This is a genomic window from Tardiphaga sp. 709 (assembly GCF_032401055.1).
Lineage (GTDB): Bacteria > Pseudomonadota > Alphaproteobacteria > Rhizobiales > Xanthobacteraceae > Tardiphaga.
This window is the reverse complement of sequence record NZ_CP135529.1, coordinates 2,858,321-2,885,234: the sequence shown is the minus strand read 5'-3', so window position 1 is coordinate 2,885,234 and position 26,914 is coordinate 2,858,321. Positions and strand designations below refer to the sequence as shown.

The 26,914-nt window shown below is 61.9% G+C and carries 26 protein-coding genes and 1 pseudogene; 9 read left to right on the top strand and 18 right to left on the bottom strand.

The genetic code is table 11. The features are described 5' to 3' along the window. Nucleotides 1-26: 26 nt before the first annotated feature. Nucleotides 27-1,187, top strand: a complete 1,161-nt coding sequence (locus RSO67_RS14185; RefSeq protein WP_315840826.1) for an IS30 family transposase — start codon at nucleotides 27-29, stop codon at nucleotides 1,185-1,187. Nucleotides 1,188-1,214: 27 nt separating this feature from the next. Here RSO67_RS14185 and RSO67_RS14180 read toward each other — a convergent pair whose 3' ends face one another. The 15 genes and pseudogenes from RSO67_RS14180 to RSO67_RS14110 all read right to left on the bottom strand — a co-directional run bounded on the left by RSO67_RS14180 (nucleotide 1,215) and on the right by RSO67_RS14110 (nucleotide 16,479). Next, the gene (locus RSO67_RS14180) at nucleotides 1,215-2,000 is read right to left on the bottom strand and encodes an amino acid ABC transporter ATP-binding protein (RefSeq protein WP_315843967.1); all 786 of its coding nucleotides are present in this window, start codon (nucleotides 1,998-2,000) and stop codon (nucleotides 1,215-1,217) included. Beyond that, nucleotides 1,997-2,773 (bottom strand): SDR family NAD(P)-dependent oxidoreductase, encoded by a 777-nt coding sequence (locus RSO67_RS14175; RefSeq protein ID WP_315843966.1) that lies wholly within the window; start codon nucleotides 2,771-2,773, stop codon nucleotides 1,997-1,999. The genes RSO67_RS14180 and RSO67_RS14175 overlap by 4 nt, the downstream gene beginning before the upstream one ends. Then, nucleotides 2,770-3,753 (bottom strand): NAD(P)-dependent oxidoreductase, encoded by a 984-nt coding sequence (locus tag RSO67_RS14170; RefSeq protein WP_315843965.1) that lies wholly within the window; start codon nucleotides 3,751-3,753, stop codon nucleotides 2,770-2,772. The genes RSO67_RS14175 and RSO67_RS14170 overlap by 4 nt, the downstream gene beginning before the upstream one ends. Nucleotide 3,754: 1 nt before the next feature. After that, nucleotides 3,755-4,426 (bottom strand): amino acid ABC transporter permease, encoded by a 672-nt coding sequence (locus RSO67_RS14165; protein ID WP_315843964.1) that lies wholly within the window; start codon nucleotides 4,424-4,426, stop codon nucleotides 3,755-3,757. Between the two features lie 9 nt (nucleotides 4,427-4,435). Further along, nucleotides 4,436-5,107, bottom strand: a complete 672-nt coding sequence (locus RSO67_RS14160; RefSeq protein WP_315843963.1) for an amino acid ABC transporter permease — start codon at nucleotides 5,105-5,107, stop codon at nucleotides 4,436-4,438. Between the two features lie 75 nt (nucleotides 5,108-5,182). Beyond that, a complete protein-coding gene (locus tag RSO67_RS14155; RefSeq protein WP_315843962.1) occupies nucleotides 5,183-6,046 on the bottom strand; it encodes an ABC transporter substrate-binding protein in 864 nt (287 codons plus the stop codon). A gap of 34 nt (nucleotides 6,047-6,080) precedes the next feature. Next, complete coding sequence (locus RSO67_RS14150; protein ID WP_315843961.1) at nucleotides 6,081-6,992, bottom strand: allantoinase PuuE; 912 nt, start codon at nucleotides 6,990-6,992, stop codon at nucleotides 6,081-6,083. A gap of 11 nt (nucleotides 6,993-7,003) precedes the next feature. Further along, nucleotides 7,004-7,513, bottom strand: a complete 510-nt coding sequence (locus RSO67_RS14145) for an ureidoglycolate lyase (protein WP_315843960.1) — start codon at nucleotides 7,511-7,513, stop codon at nucleotides 7,004-7,006. A 197-nt stretch (nucleotides 7,514-7,710) separates the two neighbouring features. Continuing rightward, nucleotides 7,711-8,331, bottom strand: a complete 621-nt coding sequence (locus tag RSO67_RS14140; protein ID WP_315843959.1) for a GntR family transcriptional regulator — start codon at nucleotides 8,329-8,331, stop codon at nucleotides 7,711-7,713. A gap of 403 nt (nucleotides 8,332-8,734) precedes the next feature. Further along, nucleotides 8,735-8,884 (bottom strand): annotated as a pseudogene (locus tag RSO67_RS30495) (flagellar protein FlgN); the annotation flags it as partial. A 148-nt stretch (nucleotides 8,885-9,032) separates the two neighbouring features. Next, nucleotides 9,033-10,751 (bottom strand): bifunctional protein-serine/threonine kinase/phosphatase, encoded by a 1,719-nt coding sequence (locus RSO67_RS14130; protein ID WP_315843957.1) that lies wholly within the window; start codon nucleotides 10,749-10,751, stop codon nucleotides 9,033-9,035. Between the two features lie 71 nt (nucleotides 10,752-10,822). Further along, nucleotides 10,823-11,644, bottom strand: coding sequence for a formate/nitrite transporter family protein (locus tag RSO67_RS14125; RefSeq protein WP_089265759.1), 822 nt, complete (start codon nucleotides 11,642-11,644; stop codon nucleotides 10,823-10,825). 47 nt (nucleotides 11,645-11,691) lie between these two features. Continuing rightward, nucleotides 11,692-12,036 (bottom strand): nitrite reductase small subunit NirD, encoded by a 345-nt coding sequence (nirD, locus tag RSO67_RS14120; RefSeq protein WP_374725601.1) that lies wholly within the window; start codon nucleotides 12,034-12,036, stop codon nucleotides 11,692-11,694. Between the two features lie 2 nt (nucleotides 12,037-12,038). Beyond that, nucleotides 12,039-14,516: a nitrite reductase large subunit NirB gene (gene nirB / locus RSO67_RS14115; protein ID WP_315843956.1), complete on the bottom strand. Its 2,478-nt coding sequence runs from the start codon at nucleotides 14,514-14,516 to the stop codon at nucleotides 12,039-12,041. 412 nt (nucleotides 14,517-14,928) lie between these two features. Next, nucleotides 14,929-16,479, bottom strand: coding sequence for a methyltransferase domain-containing protein (locus RSO67_RS14110; protein WP_315843955.1), 1,551 nt, complete (start codon nucleotides 16,477-16,479; stop codon nucleotides 14,929-14,931). Nucleotides 16,480-16,706: 227 nt separating this feature from the next. On the opposite strand from RSO67_RS14110, the gene RSO67_RS14105 reads away from it, so the two are divergent. The 3 genes from RSO67_RS14105 (at nucleotide 16,707) to RSO67_RS14095 (ending at nucleotide 19,290) form a co-directional block, all read left to right on the top strand. Beyond that, on the top strand, nucleotides 16,707-16,943 hold the full coding sequence (locus RSO67_RS14105; RefSeq protein WP_315843954.1) for a ribbon-helix-helix domain-containing protein: 237 nt from the start codon (nucleotides 16,707-16,709) through the stop codon (nucleotides 16,941-16,943). Nucleotides 16,944-17,037: 94 nt separating this feature from the next. After that, complete coding sequence (locus RSO67_RS14100; RefSeq protein WP_315843953.1) at nucleotides 17,038-18,294, top strand: aminopeptidase; 1,257 nt, start codon at nucleotides 17,038-17,040, stop codon at nucleotides 18,292-18,294. Between the two features lie 51 nt (nucleotides 18,295-18,345). Beyond that, the gene (locus RSO67_RS14095) at nucleotides 18,346-19,290 is read left to right on the top strand and encodes a GlxA family transcriptional regulator (RefSeq protein WP_315843952.1); all 945 of its coding nucleotides are present in this window, start codon (nucleotides 18,346-18,348) and stop codon (nucleotides 19,288-19,290) included. 149 nt (nucleotides 19,291-19,439) lie between these two features. Here the strand turns inward: RSO67_RS14095 and RSO67_RS14090 are convergent, their stop codons facing one another. Further along, a complete protein-coding gene (locus RSO67_RS14090) occupies nucleotides 19,440-20,102 on the bottom strand; it encodes an XRE family transcriptional regulator (protein WP_315843951.1) in 663 nt (220 codons plus the stop codon). A gap of 134 nt (nucleotides 20,103-20,236) precedes the next feature. Between RSO67_RS14090 and RSO67_RS14085 the strand changes: the two genes are divergently transcribed. The 5 genes from RSO67_RS14085 (at nucleotide 20,237) to RSO67_RS14065 (ending at nucleotide 25,730) form a co-directional block, all read left to right on the top strand. Next, nucleotides 20,237-21,130 (top strand): glutamine amidotransferase family protein, encoded by an 894-nt coding sequence (locus tag RSO67_RS14085; RefSeq protein WP_315843950.1) that lies wholly within the window; start codon nucleotides 20,237-20,239, stop codon nucleotides 21,128-21,130. Next, nucleotides 21,130-21,816: a protein glxC gene (locus RSO67_RS14080; RefSeq protein ID WP_315843949.1), complete on the top strand. Its 687-nt coding sequence runs from the start codon at nucleotides 21,130-21,132 to the stop codon at nucleotides 21,814-21,816. Before RSO67_RS14085 ends, RSO67_RS14080 begins: the two co-directional genes overlap by 1 nt. After that, on the top strand, nucleotides 21,816-23,147 hold the full coding sequence (locus tag RSO67_RS14075; RefSeq protein ID WP_315843948.1) for an FMN-binding glutamate synthase family protein: 1,332 nt from the start codon (nucleotides 21,816-21,818) through the stop codon (nucleotides 23,145-23,147). Before RSO67_RS14080 ends, RSO67_RS14075 begins: the two co-directional genes overlap by 1 nt. Before the next feature lie 36 nt (nucleotides 23,148-23,183). Continuing rightward, entirely contained in the window at nucleotides 23,184-24,488 is a 1,305-nt protein-coding gene (glnT, locus tag RSO67_RS14070) for a type III glutamate--ammonia ligase (protein WP_315843947.1), read from the top strand. A gap of 90 nt (nucleotides 24,489-24,578) precedes the next feature. Continuing rightward, complete coding sequence (locus RSO67_RS14065; protein WP_315843946.1) at nucleotides 24,579-25,730, top strand: DUF3095 domain-containing protein; 1,152 nt, start codon at nucleotides 24,579-24,581, stop codon at nucleotides 25,728-25,730. Nucleotides 25,731-25,744: 14 nt separating this feature from the next. Here RSO67_RS14065 and RSO67_RS14060 read toward each other — a convergent pair whose 3' ends face one another. Beyond that, nucleotides 25,745-26,188, bottom strand: coding sequence for a DUF2147 domain-containing protein (locus RSO67_RS14060; protein ID WP_315843945.1), 444 nt, complete (start codon nucleotides 26,186-26,188; stop codon nucleotides 25,745-25,747). 144 nt (nucleotides 26,189-26,332) lie between these two features. Further along, entirely contained in the window at nucleotides 26,333-26,857 is a 525-nt protein-coding gene (locus RSO67_RS14055) for a GNAT family N-acetyltransferase (protein WP_315843944.1), read from the bottom strand. Between the last annotated feature and the right edge of the window lie 57 nt (nucleotides 26,858-26,914).

Below are 26,914 nucleotides of genomic sequence, written 5' to 3'. Positions count from 1 at the left end.
TCTTGTAGCAAAGATGGAGTGCGGACATGAACCGGCGACAACGCATTAACTACTCGGCGGCGCAACGATCCGAGATCTGGGATCGTTGGCAAGCAGGCGAACCGATGAGTTCGATCGGACGCCGGTTTGACCGCGATTCCTCATTGGTATTCTCGATCATATCGCCGACTGGCGGTATCCGGCCGCCGGATCGGTGCCGTGCCAAGCGAGCGCTTAGTCTGTCTGAACGGGAGGAGATTTCTCGTTGGCTCAGCATGTGCCGCTCCTTGCGGTCGATCGCACGTCATTTGGGACGATCGGCTTCAACCATCAGCCGTGAAGTCCGACGCAATGGTGGGGCGGATCGCTATCGGGCAGCCCGGTCCGATCAGGCCGCCTGGGATCGATCGCGGCGACCCAAGCTCTGCAAGCTGGCTTGTCGTCCGTTCTTGAGGCGGACAGTATCGACCTTGTTGGGGAGGCACTGGTCGCCGGAACAGATTGCCGGCTGGCTGAAGCGGACGCACCCGGCGGAGCCCGAAAAGCAGGTGTCACACGAGACGATCTATCGCAGCCTGTTCATCCAGGCGCGCGGCGTCCTGAAAAAGGAGCTTCTTGAGCACCTGAGAGCAAAGCGTACGGTTCGTCGCTCCAGGCATGCGAGCATGAAACGGAACGGGCTCGGCCAGATCAAGAACGCCGTATCCATCAGTGAACGACCGCCTTCCGTCGATGATCGTGCGGTCCCTGGCCATTGGGAAGGCGATCTGATCGGTGGATCGAGGAATAGCTATATCGCAACGCTTGTTGAACGGCATTCGCGCTATGTGATGCTGATTAAAGTCGCGAACAAAGATACCGAAAGCGTTGTCTCGGCGTTGATCAAGCAATCGCGGCGGTTGCCCAGCGAACTTTACAGGTCCCTGACTTGGGACAGAGGTAAGGAGCTCGCCGACCATCAGCGACTGGCATTGGCCGCCGACGTCGATATCTATTTTTGTGACCCTCGCTCCCCATGGCAGCGCGGATCAAACGAGAACACCAACAGGTTGCTGCGCCAATATCTGCCGCGGGGCACCGATCTCTCCTTGCACAGCCAAGCCAGGCTCAGCGCCATTGCAAGGCAGCTCAATGAGCGACCACGGAAAACCTTGCTTTATCAGACGCCGGCTGAGAGGTTTGCCGAATGTGTTGCAGCGATCGGTTGAACTCACCGCGTAAAGCGGACGCTTCGGTCATCGATGCATAATTTGTTTGAGGAATGCACGGGTTCGATCCTGTTTCGGATCCGAGAAGAAATCGGTCGGCGCGCCTTCCTCGATGATCCGGCCCGCGTCCATGAACACCACGCGGTCGGCGACCGTGCGTGCGAATCCCATCTCGTGGGTGACGCAGACCATGGTCATCCCTTCGCGGGCGAGGCCGACCATGACGTCCAGCACCTCCTGGATCATTTCCGGATCAAGCGCCGAGGTGGGTTCGTCGAATAGCATGACCTGTGGCTTCATGCACAGCGCACGCGCGATGGCGACGCGCTGCTGCTGGCCGCCGGAGAGCTGGTTCGGATATTTATCGGCCTGTTCGGAGATCCGTACGCGCTCAAGAAAATAGCGCGCGATCTCGTCGGCCTCCTGCCTCGTTGCACCGCGGATCTTGCGTGGCGCGATGGTGAGGTTCTGCAGCACGGTCAGATGCGGAAACAGGTTGAACTGCTGGAATACCATGCCGACATCGCGGCGGACCACGTCGACATTGCGCGTCGAGTGATCGAGCTCAACGCCATTCACCACGATGCGGCCGTCGCGATGTTCTTCCAGCCGATTAATACAACGGATCATCGTCGACTTGCCGGACCCCGAAGGCCCGCAGATCACGACGCGCTCGCCGCGCGCCACCGTGAAGTCGATGCCCTTGAGCACTTGGACGTCGCCATACCATTTGGTGACGCCGGACATCTGAATGATCGGCGCGGACGTCTCTGCAGGCGCTTGCACCATGGTGCTCTCCGAAACGTTGTTCATGACGCCATCCAGCCGCCATCGACGAGGATGTTTTCGCCCGTCATGAAAGTTGCCTCGTCGGAGGCCAGAAACAGCGCCGCATTGGCGACGTCGTCGGGACGGCCCAGCCGTGGCATCGGCGTGCGACTGGTAGAGTAATCCATCCAACGCGGCTCCGCGGCGCGGCCCGGTTTGCCGGTGACGATCTTGCCGGGCGCAACCGCGTTGCAGATGATGTGATCCTTCGCGTAGTCCGCCGCGATCTGCCGCGTCATGTAGACGACCCCGGATTTGGAGGTGCCATAGGCGATGTCTTCCGGGCAGGCGATCATGCCGTGTTGCGAGGAGATGTTGACGAGGCGGCCGCGGGCCTCGTTGCGGATATCCTGCGTCAGCATCTGGTTGACGGCGGCGCGCGACATCAGGAACACGCCGGTGAGATTGACCGCCAGCGTCCTGTCCCATTCGGCGAGGCTGGTATCGGTCAGACGTTTGCCGGTGCCGATGGCGGCGTCGTTGACGAGCACGTCGAGGCGGCCGTAGCGCGCAACGGTCTGTTGGACGGCGCGGACGGTGTCGTCCTCCGAGGCGACGTCAATCTGGATGAAATCGACCTCATAACCGTCGGCACGCAGCAGCTCCAATGTCGGAGTGCCGCCCTCGCGCACGTCCATGGTGAGATCCGCGAGCATGAGCCTCGCGTCCTCGGCAGCAAATCGGCGGGCGATGGCGCGGCCGATGCCCGAGGAGGCGCCGGTGATCAGAACGGACTTTCCAGCCAGACGCTTGCTCATGCGGGTTCTCCTGCCTGCGACAACCAGCCGAGATAGTCGCGCGCCGCGTCTTCCAGATGAAATTGAGGCTTGAAGCCGGCATCCGCGGCCAGTCGCGCAATGCTCAGCGGCGCACGGTCCTTCGGCAGGCCATAGATTACGTTGCCTTCCGCTTCGATCTCCGCCATCCGCCAGCGGAAGCCGGGCATGTGCGTCGCGATGATCTCGCACCATCGTGGCAGATCGGACAACACACCGCCGCTGACGTGATAGGTGCGGTGCTTCAGCGCGTCGGAGGCGCTCACCCTCGCGATGCCGAAGGCAGCGTCACGGGAATAGATCCAATCGCCGGCCATGCTGCGCGGGAGAATCGCTTCACGGCCGTCGAAGGCCATGCGGAGCACCTGATAGTGTGGGCTGAGCGCATCGCGGACACTGGTCTGCAATTCCCATGGGCCAAAGACCGGCCCGAGCCTAATCACGCGCACATCGAGCTTGTGAAGGTCGGCGATCCGCAGCGCCGCCTGTTCCGATGCGAGCTTTGTGATGCCATAGAGCGCGGCTGGCGCCGGCGGCGACAAATCCTCCTCGAACAGGCCCGACGTGGCCGGTTGCGAGAAGCCGTACACTGCGACCGAACTGAGCACGGTGACGCGTTTGATGGCGGGCCACAATGTTACGCGTTCGAGCAGATTGACGGTGCCGCCGATATTGACGTCGATGATCTGGCGGGCAGCGTCATGCTCGCGCTGCGCATTCGGCGTCATCGCGGCGGTGTGGATCACGCGGTCGATGCCGGCCGTGTTCAACGCGCGGTCGACGTCGTCGGCGTTTGTGACATCGCCGGTGACTAGCGTAGCGCCGGCGAGCTCGGAGCGCACCAGCATGTCGTAGCCGGGAGCCGAGAGGTCGAACAAGATAACGGTCTCGCCGTCGGCGATCAGGCGTTCGGCGAGCGCAAGCCCGATAAAACCGCTGCCGCCGGTGATCAGTGTGGCCATATCAGCGTGCTTTCAGCGCTTGCCGCTCCAGCCGCGCCACCCAGCGCGCGAACGGATACAGAATGACGAAGAAGATCACGGCGGCTGCCATCAACGGCGTCGGGTTGTAGGTCTGCTCCTGGGCGACGCGGGCTGAGCGCAGCAGTTCAGGCAGCGCAACCAAGGCGGCAATTGGTGTCGCCTTGACGAGTTCTAGCGAATTGCTGGCCAGCGGCGCCAGCACGTTGCGGATCGCCTGCGGCAGCACGATGGAGAACACCACATGCAGCGGCTTGAAACCGAGCGCCCGGGCAGCCTCGGTCTGGCCGTGGGGCACGGACAGGATACCGGCGCGGAAGATCTCGCCATAGTAGCCGGAATTGTTGAGCACGATGGCCAGCACGGCTGCGGCGAAGCTGCCGAGCGTCAGGCCCAGAAACGGCATGCCGTAGAAGATCAGGATCAGCAGCACCACCACGGGAAACGACCTGAACAGGTCGATATAAATCAGCAGCGCGATATTCACCCAGCGGTTCTTGAAGCTGTACAGCACGGCGATGGCGAGGCCGGCGAGAATGCCGAGCGGCAGCGCCACCACCGCGAGCCAGATGGTATAGATCAGCCCCTGCAGCAGCAGCGGATAGACCCGCAACAGCGACTCCCAGTTGGCGAAATTGTCCAGGAAATCCTGCATGCGATCCGCTCAACGCCCCGTGCTGTAGCGATATTCGACCCACCGGCTGGCGATCACCAGCGGCAGGAAGAAGGTGAGGTAGAACGCCGCGGCGAGCGTCAGTGGCGAGGGATTGGCAACCAGCGCCATCACGCTCTGCGCCTGTCCCAGCGTTTCCGGGAGCGACACGGCGGTGCCGAGCGCCGTGCCCTTGCTGATGGAGATGGCGCGGTTGGTCAGAAGCGGGATCGCGAGGCGAATGGCCTGCGGCAGGATGATGGTGACCAGCGTCCGCAGCCGGCTGAAACCGAGTGCGCTGGCGGCGTCCCATTGTCCGCGCGGCAGCGCCATGATTGCGGACCAGAAGATCTCGGTGGAAAAGGCCGACAGCACCATGCCGAGCGCCAGCACGGTGGTCGCGAAGGGGGACAGCGCCGGGCCCATATAAGGCAGGCCGAAATAGATGAAGACGATCACGACGAGCTGCGGCAGCGTGCGCAGCACGTCGACATAGGCGGTGATGATGAAATTGACCGGGCGCAGGCTGGCGCAGCGTAGCAGCGCCAGCGACAGGCCGAACAGTGTGCCGCAGACAATAATCAAAAGCGATACGATGACCGTCGTGCGAAAGCCCGCGAGCACCTGAGGGAAGGCGCCCGCGATGACTTCTGCATTGAAGTAGTATTCGACGATCCGGTCCATCGGGTGTCCGCCAACCGCAGTCGGACCGGCTCGGGCCGGTCCGGTGTTCACAGCTATCTTGTCAGAGCCAGCGTGCTACTTGCACGCCGGAACGTGCGAAGTGGGCTCGAAACCCTTGAAGCCGGGAGGGCCATAGCCGAAATACACAGTGTCGATGGCCGAGCCGGCATCGGGCGCTGCGCCATACCATTTCTCGTGCAGCTTGCGCAGGCGGCCGTCCAACTTCATGCATTCGATGACCGCCTCGACCTTGTTGCGATACTCAGTATCTTCCAGGCGGAATGCATAGGCGAAGTTGCGGCCGTTGAAGTCCTTGAAGCCGACCTTGATCGCCTTGTTCTGGCTGGCGGCATAGACGGTCGTCGGGATCTCATTTAGCGCTGTGAAGGCGCGGCGCGTCAGCACGGCCTGCACCGTGTCGGGGAATACATCGTAGCGCTGCACTTCGAAGCCGTATTTCTCGGCATTGGCGGTGGCCCAGGTATCCGAGATGGTGCCGCGGTTGACGGCGACGGCCTTGCCCTTGAGATCCTCGAAGCTCTTCATCTCGTCGGCGGCGCGGACGATGAAGCCGTTGCCGGTGGAGAATAGCGGCTCGGTGTAAAGCATGCGCTCGGAGCGTTCGGCGGTGAGGTTAAGCGGGTTGACGAGGAATTCGGCGCGCTTGGCGAACAGCGCCGCGAACAGGCCGGAGAAATTGATGTCGACGATCTCGACCTTCGGGCGGCCGAGATCTTTACCGATCTCGTTGATCAGATCCGCGCCGAAACCCTCGGGACCATTGGGGCCGCGCACCATCCACGGCGCGACGCCGAAATCGGACGCGACCACCATCGGCTTGTCGGACGGATGATCGGCTTCCTGCGCGCTGGCGCCGCCGGCGAATACCGCAGTCGACAGCATCAGCCCGAACAGCCAATGCGTGGGTTTCAGTTTCATGGGGACGTCCTTTCGGGTGCGGATGTGGTGGAGATCAGGGCGTGGGGGGATGAGTGGCCTGCCAGTGACGGGCGATGTCGCCGCGCCGGCAGACCCAGGCGTTGTCGTGCTTGGCGACGTGATCGAGGAAGCGCTGCAGGCCGGCGGCGCGGCCGGGATGGCCGATCAGGCGGGTGTGTAGTCCGACCGACATCATCTTTGGCGCGGTGGCGCCTTCCGCGTAGAGCATGTCGAAGGCGTCGCGCAGATAGACGAAGAAATCATCCGCCGTTGCCATCGCGCCGCGGCTGAACTTTGCGTCGTTGTTGGCAAGGCCGTAAGGCACCACGAGATGCGGCCTGCCGAGCACACGTGTCCAGTATGGCAATTCGTCGTTATAGGCGTCGGAATCGTAGAGGAAACCGCCTTCCTCGACCACGAGGCGCCGCGTGTTCACGCTCGGCCCATAGCGGCAATACCAGCCGAGCGGACGCTCGCCGATGGTGCGCTTGAGGCTCTCGACAGTCTTGCGAATGCGCTCGCGTTCGTCGGCCTCGGACAGCAACGGATGTCGCTCCCAGCGCCAGCCATGGGCGCAGACGTCGTAGCCATATTCGCGAATGGCGGCGCAGGCCTCGTCGTTGCGTTCCAGCGCCAGCGCGCAGCCCATGACGGTGGCGGTCATGCCGCGCTCGGACAGAAGGCGCAGCACGCGCCAAAAGCCTATGCGGCTGCCATATTCGAACATCGACTCGGCAGCGAGGTCGCGGCCCTCGAAGCCGCTGCCGCCACCTTCGGTCAGGGCCGTTTCGGTGACGCCGTCGCCATCGGCGAACGACGGCTCGGAGCCTTCTTCGTAGTTGATGCAGAAGTTGAGTGCGATTCTTGCTGCGCCCGGCCATTGTGGATGCGGCGGGGTGCGGCCGTAGCCGACGAAGTCGCGGGTGAGGTGATCATCATGCGGCATCGTTGCGATCCCTATGCGCTATGCGGCATCACGGCACGAACGTCGCCAGCGATATCGACGAACACGTCGTCGTCCTGCCGGCCGGTAATGCCCATGGCGACGGCGAATTCCATGGCCGCGCCGAGAACGGTCATGGGATGATGCCAGATATTGCGGGCGAAGGTGATGCTTTGATGCGCTCCGGCGATGAAGCACCGCAGGGTGGCCACATCAGGCAGGCCATCCGGGCCGGCATTGCACACGATCGCGAGGTATTGGCTGCTGCCGAGCGGGATGAAAGTCTGGGCGGAGAACGGATGACGCTCCAGCGTCGTGATCGGCAGGGGCAGACTGCCGAGCCTAGCGGCGCTGCTGATCCAGAAGGAAAAGGTGGCGGCGTCCTCGGTGCGATCGTCCGATGTCGGAAGATAGCGCCGGCGCACGTCGATCGGTCGCTCGGCTACATCGCCGAAGGCGGCAAAGGCGGCCGGGGACAGCGATTCGGCCGCGACGGTGTGGGAAGCAATGTGGTTTGGCGTCATTCAGGCGGGACATCTGGTTGGTCGGCGTTGCGGAGCGGCTTGATATTCCACTGGTATACCAGTGAACCGCCCATGCTGATTTCAGTCAAGCTGCGAAGCCCGGGAAGCTGCGTCAAATTTGGACGGAGTCCGACAAAATTGCGGGCAGCTGCAGAATCTTCGGACATGCACCCGCAGGGATTCTGCCTGATCTCGACCTAGCCGTGAGGCTCGGGCAGGAAGATCCCGAACCGTTCGAGCAATCCCTGCCGCACATTAGTGAGATGCAGGATCATCGCCTGACGGGCTGCGGCGGCATCACGATCGATGATGGCATCGATAATCGCCAGATGCTCGCGGGTGGCGGGCAGCAGCCGGCCTGGCTGGCGCTCTACATTGCACATCCGGATCTTCTGCCGGATTTCTCCAATCAGCTTCTCAAGCGAGCGATTGCCGCAATGCCGCGCGATCTGGTCATGGATTTCATCGTCGAGGGTCCAGTGAACCGTCCCGGACACTGTCGACGCAGCAATGATCTTCTCCAGCGCAGCCCTGATCGGTGCAAGGATATCCAGCGCGATGCGGGTCGCCGCAATGAACGTCGCTTCGCTCTCCAACACCATGCGGAGATGGATCAGTTCGAGCAATTCCGCCATCTCGATTGTGCGGACCACCACAGTGCCGTTGGACAATTGCTCGAGCCTGCCTTCGCCCAGCAACCGGCTGATGCCAGCCCGCAGCGGTGTCCGCGAAACTTTCAGCCGCAGTGCAAGCCGGCGCTCTTCAATCACCTCGCCGGGCTGCAGCTGTCGCGACTCGATCAGGTTGTGCAGCTTCAAATAGGTTGCGTCTGTTATGCTGCCATTGGTCCGTGCCGGGCGTTTGCTCGTTGATTTCTTTGCTTTGTTGACAGAAGGCACGGACGTTGCTTTCGACGATTGGATAGAAATGCCGCCATATCGGTAGACGTACGTTATGTTCTCACCGCTGGCCAAGCCGAAGCTCTGGATGAGCCATCCATTCTCAATTGGTGTCGCCTTTTATGCAAGACCTCGCGAAATTCCGCTGTCTTTGGATCTCCACATGACCGCCTCTGGCGCAAATCGGACGTCCGATTGCCGCTGCAATGTCACAGAGATGCAAAATCCGGAGGGGCGATCTCGTTGATCCGGTGGCACGCGACGAAGTGCTTGTCATGAGCCAGTCCTCATGGAGCCCGACGATCAGGTCGCGCATACGCGGCGACCGCGCACTGATGCGACCGTTGGCGCCGTAGGGCGCATTGTCGGATATCTGCTCCCGGATCGCGGCCATCACGGCGTCGATGCGGCGCTGGCTGGCCTCGATCGCTGCGCGCAGGCGAGTTACATTCTCGTCCATCGCGACGCTGAGCTGTTCGAGCCGGGTGAGTACCCGCCTCCTGCAACTGGCGATCGAAAATGCCGAGCAGCATGTTCTTGCGACCGACGGTGTTCCAGATATTTTGCAGGGAAAGAATGTGAGGCTTCCGCGAGAGGTGCGGGCCTGACTAGTGCCGCCACTAGCGCCTCGCCAGCAATACGATGACAGCTATAGCGAGCAGCAACGACAGGCCCTTCCAGACCATGTTCGGATTACGTTCCAGGAGCGGCACGGTCGGCGAATTGAGAAACTCCGCCTTCGGATTGCGCAGGTCGTAAATATACTCGGAGAGTTCCTCGTAGCGCTTCGCCGGGTCAGGGTGCACGGCCTCGCGCAACACACCGTCGATCCATTCAGGGATGTCGCTGGCGTCGTTGAGCAGCGATCGATAACGCAGTCTGCGGTGCTGCGCGGCGGTTGTCGCCTTCGCGACCTCAGCTCCGTAAGGCAGTGTCCCGGACAGCATCTGATAGGTGAGGGTCCCAAGCGCATAGAGGTCGGATTGCGATGTGGCGCGCTTGCCGAAAAACAACTCGGGTGCGGTGTATTGCGGCGTGCCGAGAATGTCGCTGTGCTTGCCGGGTGAATCAGCTTCGACGACGCCGTTGACACGGGTGGAGCCGAAATCGATGATCTTCACCGTGCCCGTCTTGTCGATCATGACGTTGTCTGGCCGGATGTCCTGATGGATCATTTCCATCCGATGAAATGCCTGCAAGCCGCGCGCGATCTGTTCGGTGATGCCGCGCACGGTTTCCAAATCCGGCTTCGGATTGTCGAGCATCCACTGCTTCAGCGTCTGGCCTTCGATGAATTCGGCGACGATGTAGAGGTAATTGCGCTTGCGCAACTGTCGGCACGGCTTCAGCACATGTGCGCTGTCGATGCGACGCGCTACCCATTCCTCAATCATGAACCGCTTGAGATAGACCGGGTCGTCGCGCAGATCGATCGACGGAATCTTGATGACAACCTGTTCGTCGCTCTCGACATCGACCGCGAGATAGATGTGGCTACGGCTACTGCCGTGCAGTTCGCGTATGATCCTGTAGCCGTCGAACGCCATGCGGGCTTCAAGCAGCGGCGGCAGCGGCAATTGCGACATCAGAATGTCGCTGGCCTCGCCGTCCGGCACCGCATCGATCCGCACGATCTGCACGGTGAGGTTGTCCGGGCTGTTCTGTGCATAGGCCTCGTCGACGATCAGCTTCGCGGCGGCGTCGAGATCGTTGGCGTGATCGGCGATCGCCGAAGTGATGAAACGCGGGCCAACGAAATCATAGACGCCATCGGTGGCGAGGATGAAGACGTCGCCATTGTCGATTTGCAGCGCCTGATAGTCGATCTCGATTTGCGGGTTCACGCCAAGCGCGCGGGCGAGGTAGCTCTGCTCGGATGAGATCACAACGCGGTGGTCGGTGGTGAGCTGCTCGAGTGCGCGGTCCGATACGCGATAGATGCGGGAATCGCCGACATGAAAGATGTGCGCTGCGCGTGCGCGTATCACCATCGCACTCAGGGTACAGACATAGCCGCGATCCTTGTCGTAGTGGTAGCGGCCGCGCTGCGTCTGGGATTGCAGCCATGAATTGGTCGCAGCGATGACGCGCTGCGCCGAAGTCTTCACCGACCAGGATTCGGATGTGCAGTAATAGTCGGTGAGAAACGATTTGACCGCAGATTCGCTGGCTTCGCCGCTGACCGCGCTGCTGCTGATGCCGTCGGCGATGACGACGGCAATGCCTTTGAGGCTCAACAGCGGCTCGGTCGGAATCAGAGCGCCGTGGAAATCCTGATTGGTGTCCTTGCGGCCCCTGTCCGAATGCTGGCCGATCGAAATCGTCAATTCACGCGGCATGGGTCACACTAATAAAATGACGCCCCAGCCGGAGAAGCCGGGGCGTCGTGTTGCGAGGGTTGCGGATCGGCCTAGCGTGCGAGACTAGCAACGCGCTTCGGAGCTGTCTTGATGTGTGTGGCATAAAGCGTCAGGCCGGTGAACGTAAGGCCGCCGATGAGGTTGCCGAGCACGGTCGGAATCTCGTTCCAGATGATGTAATCCATGATCGTGAACTTGCCGCCGAGCATCAGGCCGGCAGGGAACAGGAACATGTTGACGATCGAATGCTCGAACGTCATCGCGAAGAAGACCATGACCGGCATCCACATCGCGATGACTTTGCCGCTGACGGTCGTTGAGATCATCGCGCCGACCACGCCGGTTGAGACCATCCAGTTGCAGAGCATGCCGCGGATGAACAGCGTCAGCATGCCGGCTGCGCCATACTGCGCATAGCCAAGCGTGCGGCCTTCGCCGATATGGCCGATCACCTGACCCACCTTGTCCGGGGGCGTCGAGAAACCGAAGGTGAACACGATTGACATCATGATGGCGACGATGATCGCGCCCATGAAATTGCCGACGAAGACGAGCCCCCAATTGCGCAGCACGCCGCCGACAGTGACGCCGGGGCGCTTGTCAAGCAATGCCAGGGGCGTCAGCACGAAGACGCCGGTGAGCAGGTCGAAGCCGAGCAGATAGAGCATGCAGAAACCGACCGGGAAGAGGATCGCGCCGATGATCGGATAGCCTGTTTGCACCGTAACGGTGACGGCGAACACCGCGGCGAGTGCCAGGATAGCGCCGGCCATGAAGGCGCGGATGATGGTGTCGCGCGTGGACATGAAGATCTTGGATTCGCCGGCATCCACCATCTTGGTCACGAATTCCGAAGGGACGAGATAGGCCATTACTTGAAAACTTTCTTTGCAGCGGGGTTGGTTGATGGGGCGTGCGCCTATGGGGCGGCGGCGACGCTCATGTTGAGATAGATGCGGCCGTTCTCGAGCTTGACCGGGAAGCTGCGCGCGCAGCCTTTGTCAGCGCCTGAGGCTTCGCCGTCATCGAGATTGATGATCCAGTTATGCAGCGGGCAGGCGACCTTGCGACCGTGCACGATGCCTTCACTAAGTGGACCGCCCTTGTGCGGGCAGCGATTTTCCAGCGCGAACACCTCGTCGCTGGCGGTGCGGAATACCGCGATCTCGCGCCGCGGAGTCTTCACCGTGCGCGCGCCGCGTTGCGGGATCGCGCGCAGCGGGCCGACGTCGAACCAGAAGTCGTTGGATGGAACCATTGTCATGTTCATTCTGCCGGGACGGCTATAATCGAGTTGAGTGTTGCGAGCGGCGTAAATTCATGCTGTTCGCGGCCGGCGGCGCGTTCTGCCCAGGGATCCCTGCGGACCGCGCGCTGTGATTTCTCGAAGCGCGCCAGCAGCGCGCAACGGTTGTCGGCATCATCCATGATCGCCGCGCGTACCTTGTCGAGGCCGGCATTTTCGACCCACTTCCAGACGCGTTCGAGATAGCCCGCTTCCTCGCGGTACATCTGCATGAAGGCAGCGATGTATTCGATCGCCTCATCCTCGGTATCGACATGGCCAAGCAGATCGGTCTGGCGGACATGCAGCCCCGCCGCACCGGCGATGTGGATGTCGTAGCCGGACTCGACGCAGATCACGCCGATGTCCTTCACCGTGGATTCCGCACAATTGCGCGGGCAGCCGGAGACGCCGAGCTTCACCTTCGCAGGTGCCCAGGAGCCGCACATGAAACGCTCGAGCTTGACGCCGAGACCGGTCGAATCCTGCGTGCCGAAGCGGCACCATTCGGAGCCGACGCAGGTCTTCACTGTACGCAGACCCTTGGCATAGGCTGCGCCGGAGACGAGGCCCGCACTATTGAGCTGCGCCCACACCGCGGGCAAATCTTCCTTGCGTACGCCCAGCAAATCGATGCGCTGGCCGCCGGTGACTTTCACCGTCGGAATCTTGAAGCGGTCGGCGACGTCAGCGATGGCGCGCAGTTCGTCAGGTGTGGTCAGGCCGCCCCACATGCGCGGTACGACGGAGAAGGTGCCGTCTTTCTGGATGTTGGCGTGGACACGCTCATTGATGTAGCGCGACTGTGCATCGTCGGCATATTCGCCCGGCCACGCGCAGAGCAGGTAATAATTCAGCGCCGGACGGCAGGACGGACAGCCGCAGGAGGTCTTCCACGCCAGTTCCTGCATCACGGCAGGAACGGACTTCAGCTCCTTGGAGAGAATGAAGCCACGGACTTCGCTATGGGTGAGGTCAGTGCATTTGCACATCGGCTTGCGGCCGGCGGCGGAGTAGTTATCGCCGAGCGTGGCTGCGAGCAGCGATTCCACCTTCACCGTGCACTGGCCGCAGGAGGCTGATGCCTTGGTGCGGGCGCGCACATCGTCGAGGGTGGTGAGGCCGTGCGCGGTGATCGCCTGCGTGATCGCGCCCTTGCACACGCCGTTGCAGCCGCAGATTTCGGCATCGTCGGACAGCGCTGCGACAGCAGCGATCGGATCGAGTGCAACGCCGCCCTGATAGGCCTGGCCGAGGATCAGCGCGTTGCGCATGGTGCCGATATCGACGTTCTTTTTAAGGAGGTCGAAATACCACGAGCCGTCGGCCGTATCGCCATAGAGCACCGCGCCGATGATGCGGTCGTCGCGCAAGACGACACGCTTGTAGATGCCGCGGGCAGGATCGCGAAGCACGATCTCATCCTTGACATCGCCTTCAGCGAAATCGCCAGCGGAGAACAGATCTACGCCGGTGACTTTCAGCTTGGTCGAGGTGGTCGAACCGATATAGCCGTCCACGCTCTCGCCGGCGAGGGTCGCCGCGAGGGTCTTCGCCATGTCATACAGGGGCGCGACAAGGCCGTAGCACTGGCCGCGATGCTCGACGCACTCGCCGACCGCATAGATGTTGTCGTCGCTGGTTCGCAGATGATCGTCCACGACGATGCCGCGCTTGACGTTGAGGTCGGCGAGCTTGGCGAGTGCGGTGTTCGGGCGGATGCCGACCGCCATCACGACGAGATCGGCCGGCAGGGTCCGACCATCGTCGAGCCGGACTGACTCGACACATGTGTCGCCGAGGATGGCTGCTGTGTTGGCTCCGGTCAGCACCTCGATGCCCCGCGCCTCGATCGCCTTTTGCAACAGATAGGCGGCGTTGGGATCGAGTTGGCGCTCCATCAGTGTTGGCATCAGATGGACAACGGTCGTCGTCATGCCGCGCATGGCCAGGCCGGCTGCAGCCTCGAGGCCGAGCAAGCCGCCGCCGATGACGACAGCGTGGCCGCCCTTGCCGGCTGCATCGAGCATCAAGTTGACGTCGTCGAGATCGCGATAGGTGACGACGCCGGGCAGCTCTGCGCCGGGTACCGGAATGAGAATCGGCTTCGAGCCGGTTGCGATAATCAGCGTGTCATAAGCTTCGACCGCGCCGGATTGCGTGGTGACGGTTTTCGCAGCGCGATCGATCGCGACGACGAGTTCGCCGCGCCTGAGATCAACCTTGTTGGTCGCGTACCACTCATCGGTGTGGATCAGAATGTCGTCATATGCCTTCTCGCCGGAGAGCACCGGCGACAGCATGATGCGGTCGTAATTAACACGCGGCTCCGCGCCGAACACCACAACGTCGTAGCGGTCCGGTGCGCGCGCGAACAGCTCGTCCATGACGCGGCCGGCGGCCATGCCGTTGCCGAGGATGACGAGCTTCTGCTTCTTTGCGTTCGGTTGATCGAGCATGTGCAAACCTGTTTGGACCGCTGCCGATCGGAAACAGGGACTCGCTCACCAAGCCCGGTAGGGATGGAGTCACGATAACCGCTTCGCACCTGACAATCAGGAAGCGAGCTGTGTCCCTGCGCTTGAAACCAGCAGCGGTTTCAGCATCCGGCGGACGGCGGTCATCATTGACGTAGATATTATTAGCAAATGGCGTGCCAACGCACCTGTCGTCTAACATTCTGATTTTTCGACTATTTCTAAATGAGCTCTGCTGTCGCAGATCAGTCGTGCCATTAAAACGAGCGGCATTACTGATTTCCTAGGCAGATGATTAAATCTTGTGCGGTGCGCTGCAGGTTCGAGATGGCTCCCGATCTGTGCAGACCACAGGCTCGACGGCCGACGCGCGCTTGGCGAAGATCTCGTCAATTTATCGGCGAATAGTTGCAATGGTGAGTTGGCCATCCTCGGTGCTCGGCCGGCCACGGCGACGCAGTACGTAAAGCGTGCCGAGGGCAGGGCGCCCTGCTTCGAGGCGCAGCTCGGAATTCTCCTTGCATACGATTTCGAAGTCCTTCGCGGCGCAGGTTTCGAAATATGTCTCGCTATGAGCGAACCTGCCTGACGAGAGTAACGTGAAGTCGCCGTGACCCGCGGCCTCGATGCTCGCTGCGAAGAGGCCGCCTGCAGGGAGCACGCGCGCAATCAGGCCGATGAGTTCTTCCAGCCGGCCAAGATAGATCAGAAGATCGGCAGCGAAGACGAGATCGAAGCTGCGCGGGCTGTCCGCGAGATAGCTCATGACATCGGCCTTGACGAGGTCGTCGTAGGCGTTCCGTCGGGCCCCGACGGCGAGCATCTTCTCCGACAGGTCGATGCCGGTCAGTCGTGCGCCGAACCGCCCGAGCGGCCCTGCAGCAAGACCCGTTCCGCAGCCGAGATCGAGGATGCTCGCCAGTGTCGGTCGGCGGGACGCAACCATGTCGGCGAGTTGCTGCGGCACCTTGTAGCCGAGAATGTCCACAAGCTTGCTGTCGAAGCCCTCGGCGAATTCGTCGAAATGCGCCTCGACATAGGCTGCCGGCGCGCGGTCGTGTGTCTGTCCACCGACGGCATCCAGCAAGTAGCGCTGCACGGGATCGTCCGGCTGGCCTTGCAGTCGCAGACGTCCAACCGCGGCAGCGGCTTCGCGCATGCCATAGGCGCTGAACAGCGCGAATGCGGTACGCAAGACCTCGTCCAGTGGTTCGGTCTCTTGGCCCGCAAGTGTCGGGTAGCGGGCGATGGCGCCGTGAATGTCGCCGTCCAGCATCGAAGCGAAGGTGCGCGCACGGGCGTAGAGACGCAGTGTCACGCTTTCCAGTGGCACAAAGCCGTTTGCGATTGCCAAGGCATCGGCGCTCTCGCCAAACCGGCCGGCCATATAAAAGGCCTGTCCGAGGCAAAGTTGCGTGACCGCGTCGATGCCGCCCCAGGGTAGTGCGCGTTGCAGATGCACGATCGCTTGCTCGGGACGGCGGGAGCCGAGATACAGTACGCCCAGGCCGAGATGAGCGTCGCCAAGCGAGGCATCGCCCGACAGAGCGCGCAGATAGGCCGCTTCCGCATCGTCGATACGCTGCAGCCGGTAGGCGAGGCTCGCATATTGCAGCCATGTCGTCGCGTGGTCCGGGTCGATGGCGAGCGCCTGTCGCGCACATGCTTCAGCCAGTTCGTCGCGTCCGCTCAACTGGTAGTCCGAAGCAAGCGCGCGCCACGCGGCAACATCCGTCGGCATCAACGCAAGTGCAGTACGAAGCGCGTCGATAGCCGTATCGCTCTGACCACGATTGCGGCTGATCGATGCAAACTGCCACAGCGCCGAGCTTGCACCGTCGGCCTGTTCGATGAGCAGCGCAAAAGCGGCGTGCTCGCGCGTCCAGCGATCGATCTGATCGGCGACGTGTCGGGCGTCCGGAAGTGCGAGCGTAGTGGAATCCATCGAGTCAGTCAGGAAAGTCGAATCCGAAGTTGTGCACTATGCTGCTTCTGCCCAATGCGCGCCACGAAGGCAACGTATCGATAGTTCCGTAGAGGTTGTGTCGTGATCGAGAGGTTGTGTGCGAGTACTCGTCTAAGGTCGGATGATCTGATCTGTTGCCGCAGGTTTCAATCCGTATAAGCTGGCTGAAAAGAAACCGATCACTGGGTGGAAATGGAGAAGGCGCGGTGAAATCACCCGTCGTGAAACGATCGATCGTCGTCGCCGGACACAAGACGAGCGTCAGTCTTGAAGAGGCGTTCTGGACGGCGCTGAAGGAGATCGCCGGCATGCGCCGGATCACGATGTCGCAGCTCGTCGGCGAGATCGACAAGAATCGACAGCAGAACAACCTGTCCTCGGCGATCAGGCTTTACGCGCTGGCCCATTACCAGGCCCTCGTCCCGCAGCCCGCGGCGTCGTAGGCGTCCGGTAAGTCCTGCGGCGGACCGGCTGGCGGCAAGGCGCATCTGCGCCTACATTCGGTCCAGCCACTTCCACATCAGTCAGGGCCTCTGCATGACCGTTCACCAGCGCAATTTGTCCACCCCCATCGATCCCGTGAAGCTCGACCGTCTGGCCGAAGTCGCCGTGAAAGTTGGGCTGCAACTGGCGCCGGGGCAGGATCTGCTGCTGACCGGCCCCGCCGCGGCGCTGCCGCTGGTGCGCAAGATCGCTGAACATGCCTACAAGGCCGGCGCAGGCCTGGTGACACCGTTTTTCTCCGATGAAGAGATGACGTTGGCGCGCTATCGCTACGGTCACGATGTGAGCTTCGATCGCGCCGCCGGCTGGCTCTATGAGGGCATGGCCACGGCGCTCGGCAGCAACACCGCGCGCCTCGCCATCGTCGGCGACAATCCGATGCTGCTGTCCAATGAAGATCCGGCCAAGGTGTCGCGCGCCAGCAAGGCGAATTCCATCGCCTATCAGCCTGCGCTGCAGAAGATCGCTGGCTTCGACATCAACTGGAATATCATCGCCTATCCGACGCTCTCATGGGCCAAGCAGGTGTTTCCCGGCGACGAGGACGACGTTGCCGTGCAAAAGCTTGCGGATGCGATCTTCGCGGCGTCGCGTGTCGATGGTGCCGATCCGATCGCGGCATGGGCCAAGCACAATGCTGCGTTGCGTAGCCGCACCGAATGGCTGAACGCGCAGCGCTTCCACGCGTTGCATTTCACCGGGCCGGGTACCGATCTCGTGGTGGGTCTTGCCGATGGCCATGAATGGGAAGGCGGCGCATCGACGGCCAAGAACGGCATCATCTGCAACGCCAATATCCCTACCGAGGAAGTCTTCACCACACCGCATGCCGCGCGTGTCAACGGCCATGTCCGCTCGACCAAGCCGCTATCCTATCAGGGCACGCTGATCGACGACATCGCAGTGCGCTTCGAGGGCGGCAAGATCGTCGAGGCCAAGGCCTCACGCGGCGAGGAAGTACTCAACAAGGTGCTCGACACCGACGAAGGCTCGCGTCGGCTCGGCGAAGTCGCGCTGGTGCCGCATTCGTCGCCGATCTCGGCCAGCGGGCTGTTGTTCTACAACACGCTGTTCGACGAGAATGCCGCCTGTCACATCGCGCTCGGCCAGTGCTATTCGAAGTGCTTCGTCAATGGCGGCGATCTCACGCCCGAACAGATCGCAGCGCAGGGCGGCAACAAGAGCTTCATCCATATCGACTGGATGATCGGCTCTGGCGAAGTCGATATCGATGGTGTCCACACCGACGGCCGCCGCGTGCCGGTGTTCCGTAAGGGCGAATGGGCGTAACGCCGCGACGTTCATGATCTGAACGGGCGCGGAAACTGAGTCTTCAAATCTATGGCCCAGCCCCACCGCGTCGGCTTTCTCCTGATCGACGGCTTCGCGCTCATGTCCTTCGCCTCGGCGATCGAACCACTGCGAGCTGCCAATGTCCTGGCCGGCAAGAAACTGTATCAGTGGCTACAGATCTCGACCGGAGCCGACGCGATCCTAGCATCGAACGGATTGTCGGTGGCGTCCGATCACACCATTGCCGACGGCGTGCGCTATGACACTGTATTGGTTTGCGCCGGCGGAAATCCCGCTGGTTTCGATGATGCCAAGACGCTGGCCTGGCTGCGTCGCCTCGCGCGCTCGGGCTGCGCGATCGGCGGTGTATCCGGCGGGCCGTTCATTCTCGCCAAGGCCGGCATTCTCGATGGTGTGCGCTGCACGATCCATTGGGAGCATCTCGATGCCTTCATCGAAGCCTTTCCGGAGATCGAGCCGACGCGCACTTTGTTCGAGATCGATGGCAACCGCCTGACCTGCGCCGGCGGTGTCGCGGCGCTTGACATGATGCATGCGATCATTCGCCGGGATCACGGCCAGGCGCTGGCGGCGAAGGTCAGCGACTGGTTCTTGCAAACCGCCGTGCGCCTTGGCGATGACAGCCAGCGCATTTCATTGCGCGAACGCCTCGGCACCAGCAATCGCGCGGTGCTCTCGGCAATCACCGTGATGGAGCGGCGACTGGCTAGCCTTGCGCCGCGTGAAGAACTCGCGAAGGCGGCCGGCGTGTCCGTGCGACAGCTCGAGCGGTTGTTCACCGCGCATCTCGGCGTCACCATCGAGCAGCATTACCTGACCCTGCGCCTCGCCAAGGCGCGCGCGCTGTTGCAGCAGACCTCCATGCCGGTGGTCGAGGTCTCGGCCGAATGCGGTTTTGCCAGCGCTAGCCATTTCGCACGGATGTATCGGCGGCAGTTTGATGTGGCTCCGTCGCAGGATCGGATGATGTGAAAGGACAAGCTGCCGACCCATGCCGTCATTCCGGGGCGGGACCGGCGCCGCAGGCGACGGGACCGAGCCCGGAATCCAGAAATGGCTGAACACGCCGAGATTCCTGGGTTCGCGCGCGAAGATGCGCGCGCCCCGGAATGACAACCTGACTAACTCCGCCGCGGATAGATAATCACCGACAGATACGTCATCGGTGCCTTCACCAGTTCTTCCGGGCCGTGCCGCGCGGCTGCGTCGAAGAACAGCGTGTCGCCGGGCTCCATCAGATAGGTCTGGTCGGCGTGGCGATAGCGCACCTTGCCTGATAGCATGTAGATCATCTCGACCCCGGCGTGGCGAAAATTGGTATAGGCCTCGGCGTCCTCGTTGAGGGTGATCAGATAGGGCTCAACGCCGAGCTCGCCATGGATCGACTGGCCGAGCAATTGATAGTGATGGCCGGATTTCGTGCCGCGCCGTTCGATCTTGACACCCGCGCCGGCCTTCACGAATGAGCAGTCGCGCTCTTCCTCGGTCTCGCGAAAGAATCTGGAGATCGGCACGTTGAGCGCTTTCGATAGCGCGTTCAGCGTCCCCAGCGATGCGGAGATGCTGCCGGTCTCGATCTTCGACAACATGCCGGTCGAGATGCCCGCCGATGTGCTGAGCTCGGCCACCGTCAGCTCCAGCTCCTTGCGGAGCTGCCGCACCTCGTTGCCGATCTTGGATTCCAGCGAACCGCCGACTTCCAGCGGCGCGTTCGAACCTGTGCGCAATTCCTCCGGCTTTGATCGCGCGGGCGATGATTTCGCTTTCTTCGGTTTTGCTTTCACGTTGACGTTTCCTGCAGCGTTGATTTCCCGACAATAGCGATATTTCCTGTCAGGAAAACTATTTTCTCTCTGGTTGACATGGCGGTTTTGTTTCGGGCAAGGTCCACGGGCATTCAACGAGCGAGACGCGAGCCATGTGCGGCATTGCCGGTCTGTTTCTGAAAGATCAAAAGCTGGCCCCCGAATTAGGCGGGTTGCTCTCCGGCATGCTGGAAGCGCTGAGCGATCGCGGCCCCGACTCTGCAGGCTTTGCTGTTTATGGCGACGGCGATGCCGGACAGATCAAGCTGACGCTGCGTGCCGCGCCGTCGTTTGATTTCGCTGCATTGGTGGCGTCGCTCGGCAAGGTCGCCGGTGCGCCGATAGCGTATCAGGTGCATGATACTCACGCCGTCATCAGCATCCCCACCGATCGCGAGGCCGCTGTCGCATCTGCGCTCCTCGGCATGAAAGACGTAGACGTGGTTGCACGGGGCCGGCGCATGGCCGTGTTCAAGGAAGTCGGTCTACCCGCTGACGTGGCGAAGCGTTTCGGCCTGAATGCGATGACCGGCACCCATGCCGTCGGTCATACGCGCATGGCGACGGAGTCCGCCGTGACAACCAATGGCGCGCATCCCTTCACCACGGGCACCGACCAGTGCCTGGTGCATAACGGTTCGCTGTCGAACCACAACGACGTTCGCCGCAAGCTGATTCGCCAGGGCATGACGTTCCGCACCGAAAACGATTCCGAAGTCGCCGCCGGCTATATCTCATCGCAAATGGCCGCCGGTGCTTCGTTGCAGGATGCGATGACGTCGTCGCTCGCCGCGCTCGACGGCTTTTACACATTCGTCATCGGCACCGAGACCGGCTTCGGCGTGCTGCGCGATCCCATTGCCTGCAAGCCAGCCGTGATGGCCGAGACCGATCGCTGGGTCGCCTTCGGCACCGAATATCGTGCGCTGGTCGATCTGCCGGGCATCGACGTCGCCAGGGTCTGGGAGCCCGAACCCGCCAAAGTCTATTTGTGGGAGCGTCACTGATGCCCACGGTTGATCTCGCTTCGTCGCCGCTGCGCGAGCTCAACAGCGTGCTGCATCAGCTGACACCCAGCACCAATGAGACGCATTGGACCGTCACGAATCCGCGCGGCCAGCACAATATCGCGGTCGGTCTCGATTTCCCCGCCGAGATCGAGATCGACGGGCATGTCGGTTACTACTGTGCCGGCATGAACAAGCAGGCGCGCGTCACCGTGCGCGGCAATGCCGGGCAGGGTGTGGCCGAGAACATGATGTCGGGCTGCGTTCACGTTACCGGCGACGCTTCGCAGGCGGCGGGCGCCAGTGGCAATGGCGGGCTGCTGGTGATCGACGGTAATGCCTCGGCACGCTGTGGCATTTCCATGAAGGGTATCGACATCGTCGTGAAAGGCTCGGTCGGCCATCTCTCCGCCTTCATGGCGCAGGCCGGCAAGCTCGTGGTGCTCGGCGACGCCGGCGAGGCCCTCGGTGATTCCATCTATGAAGCGCAGCTCTTCGTGCGCGGCGCGGTGGCCAGCCTCGGCGCCGATTGTATCGAGAAACCGCTGAAGGACGAGCACAAGATTGAGCTGAAGAAGCTGTTGGATGACGCGGGTGTCGACGGCATCAGCCCCGACGAATTCAAGCGCTACGGTTCGGCCCGCAAACTCTATCACTTCCACATCGACAACGTCGGATCATACTGATGAGCGCGCAAGACCGCTGGATCCATACACCGCCGCGCAAGTCCGCGACCTTCGATGATGCCGCGATCGCGGAGATCCGTCGTGCGGCCGCGACCGGCATCTATGACATCCGCGGCGCCGGCGCCAAACGCAAGTTGCCGCATTTCGACGACCTGCTGTTTCTTGGCGCCTCGATCAGCCGCTATCCGTTGGAAGGCTACCGCGAGAAATGCGCCACCGATGTCGTCATCGGCGCGCGCTTTGCAAAGAAGCCGATCCATCTGAAGATTCCGATCACCATCGCCGGCATGAGCTTTGGCGCGTTGTCCGGGCCCGCCAAGGAAGCGCTCGGCCGCGGTGCGTCCGCCGTCGGCACGTCCACCACCACGGGCGACGGCGGCATGACGCCTGAGGAGCGCGGTCATTCCGATCTGCTGGTCTATCAGGTGCTGCCGTCGCGCTACGGCATGAATCCGGACGACCTGCGCAAGGCTGATGCAATTGAAGTCGTGGTCGGGCAGGGCGCCAAGCCCGGCGGCGGCGGCATGCTGCTCGGCCAGAAGATCACCGAGCGCGTTGCCGGTATGCGCCGCTTGCCTGTGGGCATCGATCAGCGCTCGGCTTGTCGGCATCCGGACTGGACCGGGCCTGACGATCTTGAAATCAAGATACAGGAACTGCGTGAGATCACCGACTGGAACACGCCAATCTACGTGAAGGTCGGTGCGTCCCGCCCATATTACGACATCGCGCTCGCGGTGAAGTCCGGCGCCGATGCCATCGTGCTCGATGGCATGCAGGGCGGCACGGCTGCGACGCAGGACGTCTTCATCGAGAATGTCGGCCTGCCCACGATGTGCGCGATCCCGCCGGCGGTGAAGGCGCTGCAGGATCTCGGCATGCATCGCAAGGTGCAGCTGATCGTCTCCGGCGGCATCCGCAATGGCGCTGACGTCGCCAAGTGTCTCGCGCTTGGCGCGGACGCGGTGGCGATCGGCACGGCTGCATTGATCGCGCTCGGCGATAATGATCCCGCGCTGGAAGCTGAATATCAGAAGCTCGGCACCACGGCCGGCGCCTATGACGATTGGCATGAGGGCCGCGATCCCGCGGGCATCACCACGCAGGATCCGGTGCTGGCCGCGCGTCTCGATCCCGTCGTCGCTGGCCGCAAGCTCGCGAACTACCTGTCGGTGATGACGCTTGAGGCGCAAGCCATCGCGCGCGCCTGCGGTAAGAGCCACGTCCACAATCTCGAACCGGAAGATCTGGTGGCGCTGACAATGGAGTCGGCAGCGATGGCGAGGGTCCCTCTCGCCGGAACGAACTGGATTCCCGGCAGCAATATCTAACAGGCCGTAACGGCTGGTTTACTTTCGGAGATGTCAATGACGACCTGGACCGAACTAGCCAAGCAACACGACCTCAAATATTTCCTCATTGCCTTTGTCGATCTGTTCGGCGGCATGCGCGCCAAGTTGGTGCCGGCGACCGCGATGGACAGCGTCGCGAAATCCGGCGCGGGCTTTGCCGGTTTCGCCGCCTGGTTCGATATGACGCCCGCCGATCCCGACGTCCTCGTAATGCCGGACATGGAGACGCTGACGCTGCTGCCATGGAAACCCGGCGTCGCCTGGGTCACCGGGGATCTCTATATGGGCGGCAAGCCGGTGGCGCAGAATCCGCGTCAGGTGCTGAAAGGCCTGATCGCAAAGGCCGCAGAGCAGGGCGTCGAACTCAAGACCGGCGTCGAGTGCGAATATTTTCTGATTTCGCCGGATGGTACTGCGATCTCCGATCCCGCCGATCAGCAGGCCAAGCCGTGTTACGACCAGCAGGCGCTGATGCGGCGCTACGAGATCGTCGCCGAAATCTGCGATGCGATGATTACGCTCGGCTGGAAGCCCTATCAAAACGATCATGAAGACGCCAACGGCCAGTTCGAGATGAACTGGGAATTCGACACCGCGCTGAAGACGGCCGATCGCCACGCCTTCTTCAAGTTCATGGTCAAGTCGATTGCCGAGAAGCACGGTTACAAGGCGACCTTCATGCCGAAGCCCTTCGCCAATCTCACCGGCAATGGCTGCCACGTCCATGCGTCGCTGTGGTCAACCAGGGACGGATCGAACGTATTTGAAGATGAGGCCGGTGAACTCGGTCTGTCGAAGACCGCCTATCACTTCATCGGCGGCCTCGTGCATTCGGCCGACGCGGTTTGCGCGATTACCAATCCGACGGTGAATTCCTACAAGCGCATCAACGCGCCACGCACGCTGTCCGGCGCGACTTGGTCGCCGAACACGGTGACCCATGGTGGCAATAACCGCACCCACATGATCCGCATTCCCGATGCGGGCCGTTTCGAATTCCGTTTGCCCGACGGTGCGGTCAATCCGTATCTGCTGCCTGCGGCGCTGTTGGCCGCCGGCCTCGATGGCATGGCTAACAGCCGCGATCCCGGTCCGCGGCTCGACATCAATATGTATACGGAAGGCGCGAAGGCGCCGAAGGCAAAGCAGCTGCCGCTGAACCTGCTCGACGCATTGCGGGCGCTCGAAGCATCCGACGTGTTGAAGGCACAGCTCGGCGAGGTCGTGGTCGGGTCGTACCTCAAGCTCAAACACAGCGATTGGAATGAGCACTGCCGTCAGCTCACCGAATGGGAGCGGCAGACGACTTTGGATTGCTGATACCGCACGCCCGTCGAAATTGCGTGCTATGAGTCCTCGCTCAGTAGCGTCTTTGGGTTGACGCAACGTGCCGCAGGATCATTTCGTATCATGACGACCGGCGTCAGCGCTTTTTACGCCGACATTTCAATATTTTACGGCTTCGATCGGGTGATGGACCCGGCGTTGTACAAGCCGCTGCCGGATGACTGGATCATCGGCGTCGCCGATATCGTGGAATCCACCAAGGCCATCGCCGAACAGCGCTACAAGGCCGTCAACATGGCCGGCGCTGCCGTCATTGCTGCCGTGACCAACGCGTTGGACGGCCGCGAATTCCCCTTCGTGTTCGGCGGCGATGGCGCGAGCTTCGCAGTCTCGCCGGACGATCTCGATCGCGCCAGTGGGGCATTGGCGACGACGGCCACCTGGGTGAAGCACGATCTCGATCTCGTGATGCGCGTGGCCCTGGTGCCGATTAAAGACATCCGCGCGCAGGGGCTGGATGTGTGCGTGGCGCGCTTCGGTCCGTCGAAGAACGTGTCCTATGCGATGTTTTCCGGTGGCGGATTGGGCTGGGCAGAGGCCGCGATGAAGCGCGGCGAATTCGCGGTGACGCCGGCACCTGTCGGGACCTATCCCGATCTCTCCGGACTCTCATGTCGCTTCGAGGAAATTCCATCGGCACATGGTTTGATTCTGTCGGTGTTGGTGACGGCTGCAGCGGGAGCCGACCCATCCGCATTTCGTCACGTTATCGAAGACATCATCGCACTGGTCGAACGCAGTCCTAATGCGGGCCGTCCCGTGCCTGCCGGCGGCCCAGCGCTGAGGTGGCCGCCTGCAGGGCTGGACTATGAGATCCGGGCCGGCCGGGGAGCGAGCTCGCTGGCGCGTTTTCGGATACGGGTGCTCGCGCGCACCCTGTTCGTCTATGTCGTGATGCGCTTTGGCATCAGCGTCGGCGGCTTCGTGCCGAAGACCTATGTGCAGCAACTGGTCGAGAATTCGGATTTCCGCAAATACGACGACAGCCTGCGCATGATTCTGGATTGCACGCCCGATCTCGAACGCGCGCTGGAGCAGCTTCTTGTTGCGGCGGCCTCGGAAGGAACGGTGCGCTATGGTCTGCATCGGCAGGATGCCGCGATGATGACGTGTTTCACACCGTCAGCCATCCGCAGCGATCACGTACATTTCATCGACGGCGCGCGCGGTGGCTATGCCTCGGCGGCCACCGCATTGAAGGCTATGTCAGCTTGAAAGAGATCGCCTGATCAGCGACCGACGCGGGTCCAGTTCTCGCCACCGCAGAATGCGCCGACGCAGCCTTCGACCTTCAGCGTGTTCGGACCGGTCAGCGCGACGTTGCTTGTATAGATCTTCCCGTCATCGGCATTGTAGATCCGGCCCGACCACGTGTTCGCTCCGGTTGGGCGCATATCGTAGAACAAGTGAATGCCGATCATCGAGCGCTTGGCCAGCGCGGGATCGGGATTCTTGTCGTCGATCGGCGGCTTACCGGTCTGCGGATCAATCTTGTCGCGCAGCGAGACGATGGTGCCGCACAGGATGGTGCCGCATTTGCTGACCCGCACTTGCGCATCGCCGGCCTGGGTCTGCCAGACGCCCGTCGCTTCGCCGCCCGATTGTGCTTGCGCAGCGGAGCCTGCGAACACTGCACCCAGCAATGCGATCATAACGGTGAATCTGGCGGCCATGCGTGTCTCCTCGGATCAGGCGGTCTGCATAACAAGAAATGGGATTTGTGCAATGCCGCGTCGCCGCGTTTGAGACTACTCAGCGTCTCAAATGATCATGATCGATTCAATTTGACGCGGCTTTCTCAGGTCAACCGGTGGTGGTCACCACGGCAGCCCGCAAAGGTCCATCTCGCCTTCATGCGGCGCCCGCTTCAGGTAGGACACCAGCGGGGTCATGACATCGAAGCGTACCCGCTCGCCATGCTGTTCGGCATAGACCTCGCCGATAAACGGCTTCCAGTTGCGGCCGGTGTAGAAATCCACATTGTGCGGTTCACAGAATAGCAGCGCAAAATCGGTGGCGCGTTCGTCTTTCAGCGTATGGAGAGCGGCGGTGAGCGCCAGGCTGGCCAGACCGCGACGACGATAGTCGGGATGCGTCACAACGCCGCCGATGCCGCCAATCCGCGTCTTGCGATCCTTCCACATGCCGTCGCGCCGATACAGGCCGACATGACAGACCGGCTGTCCGTCGTCCTCCACGATGACCCGCAATTCGGGATAGGCGAAGACCACGTGTCCCCAGGATAGTTTCTCGACGGCCTCGCGCGGCCAAACCAAGTCGAACAGCGGTTTGACGCTCGGCCATGAGGCATCGCCGGTCACAATCTCGATTTCGATGCTCATTTCGGTCGCCACCTCTGCGCTTTGTGCAGCCCTTATAGGTCGGTCCGAGGGTAGTAA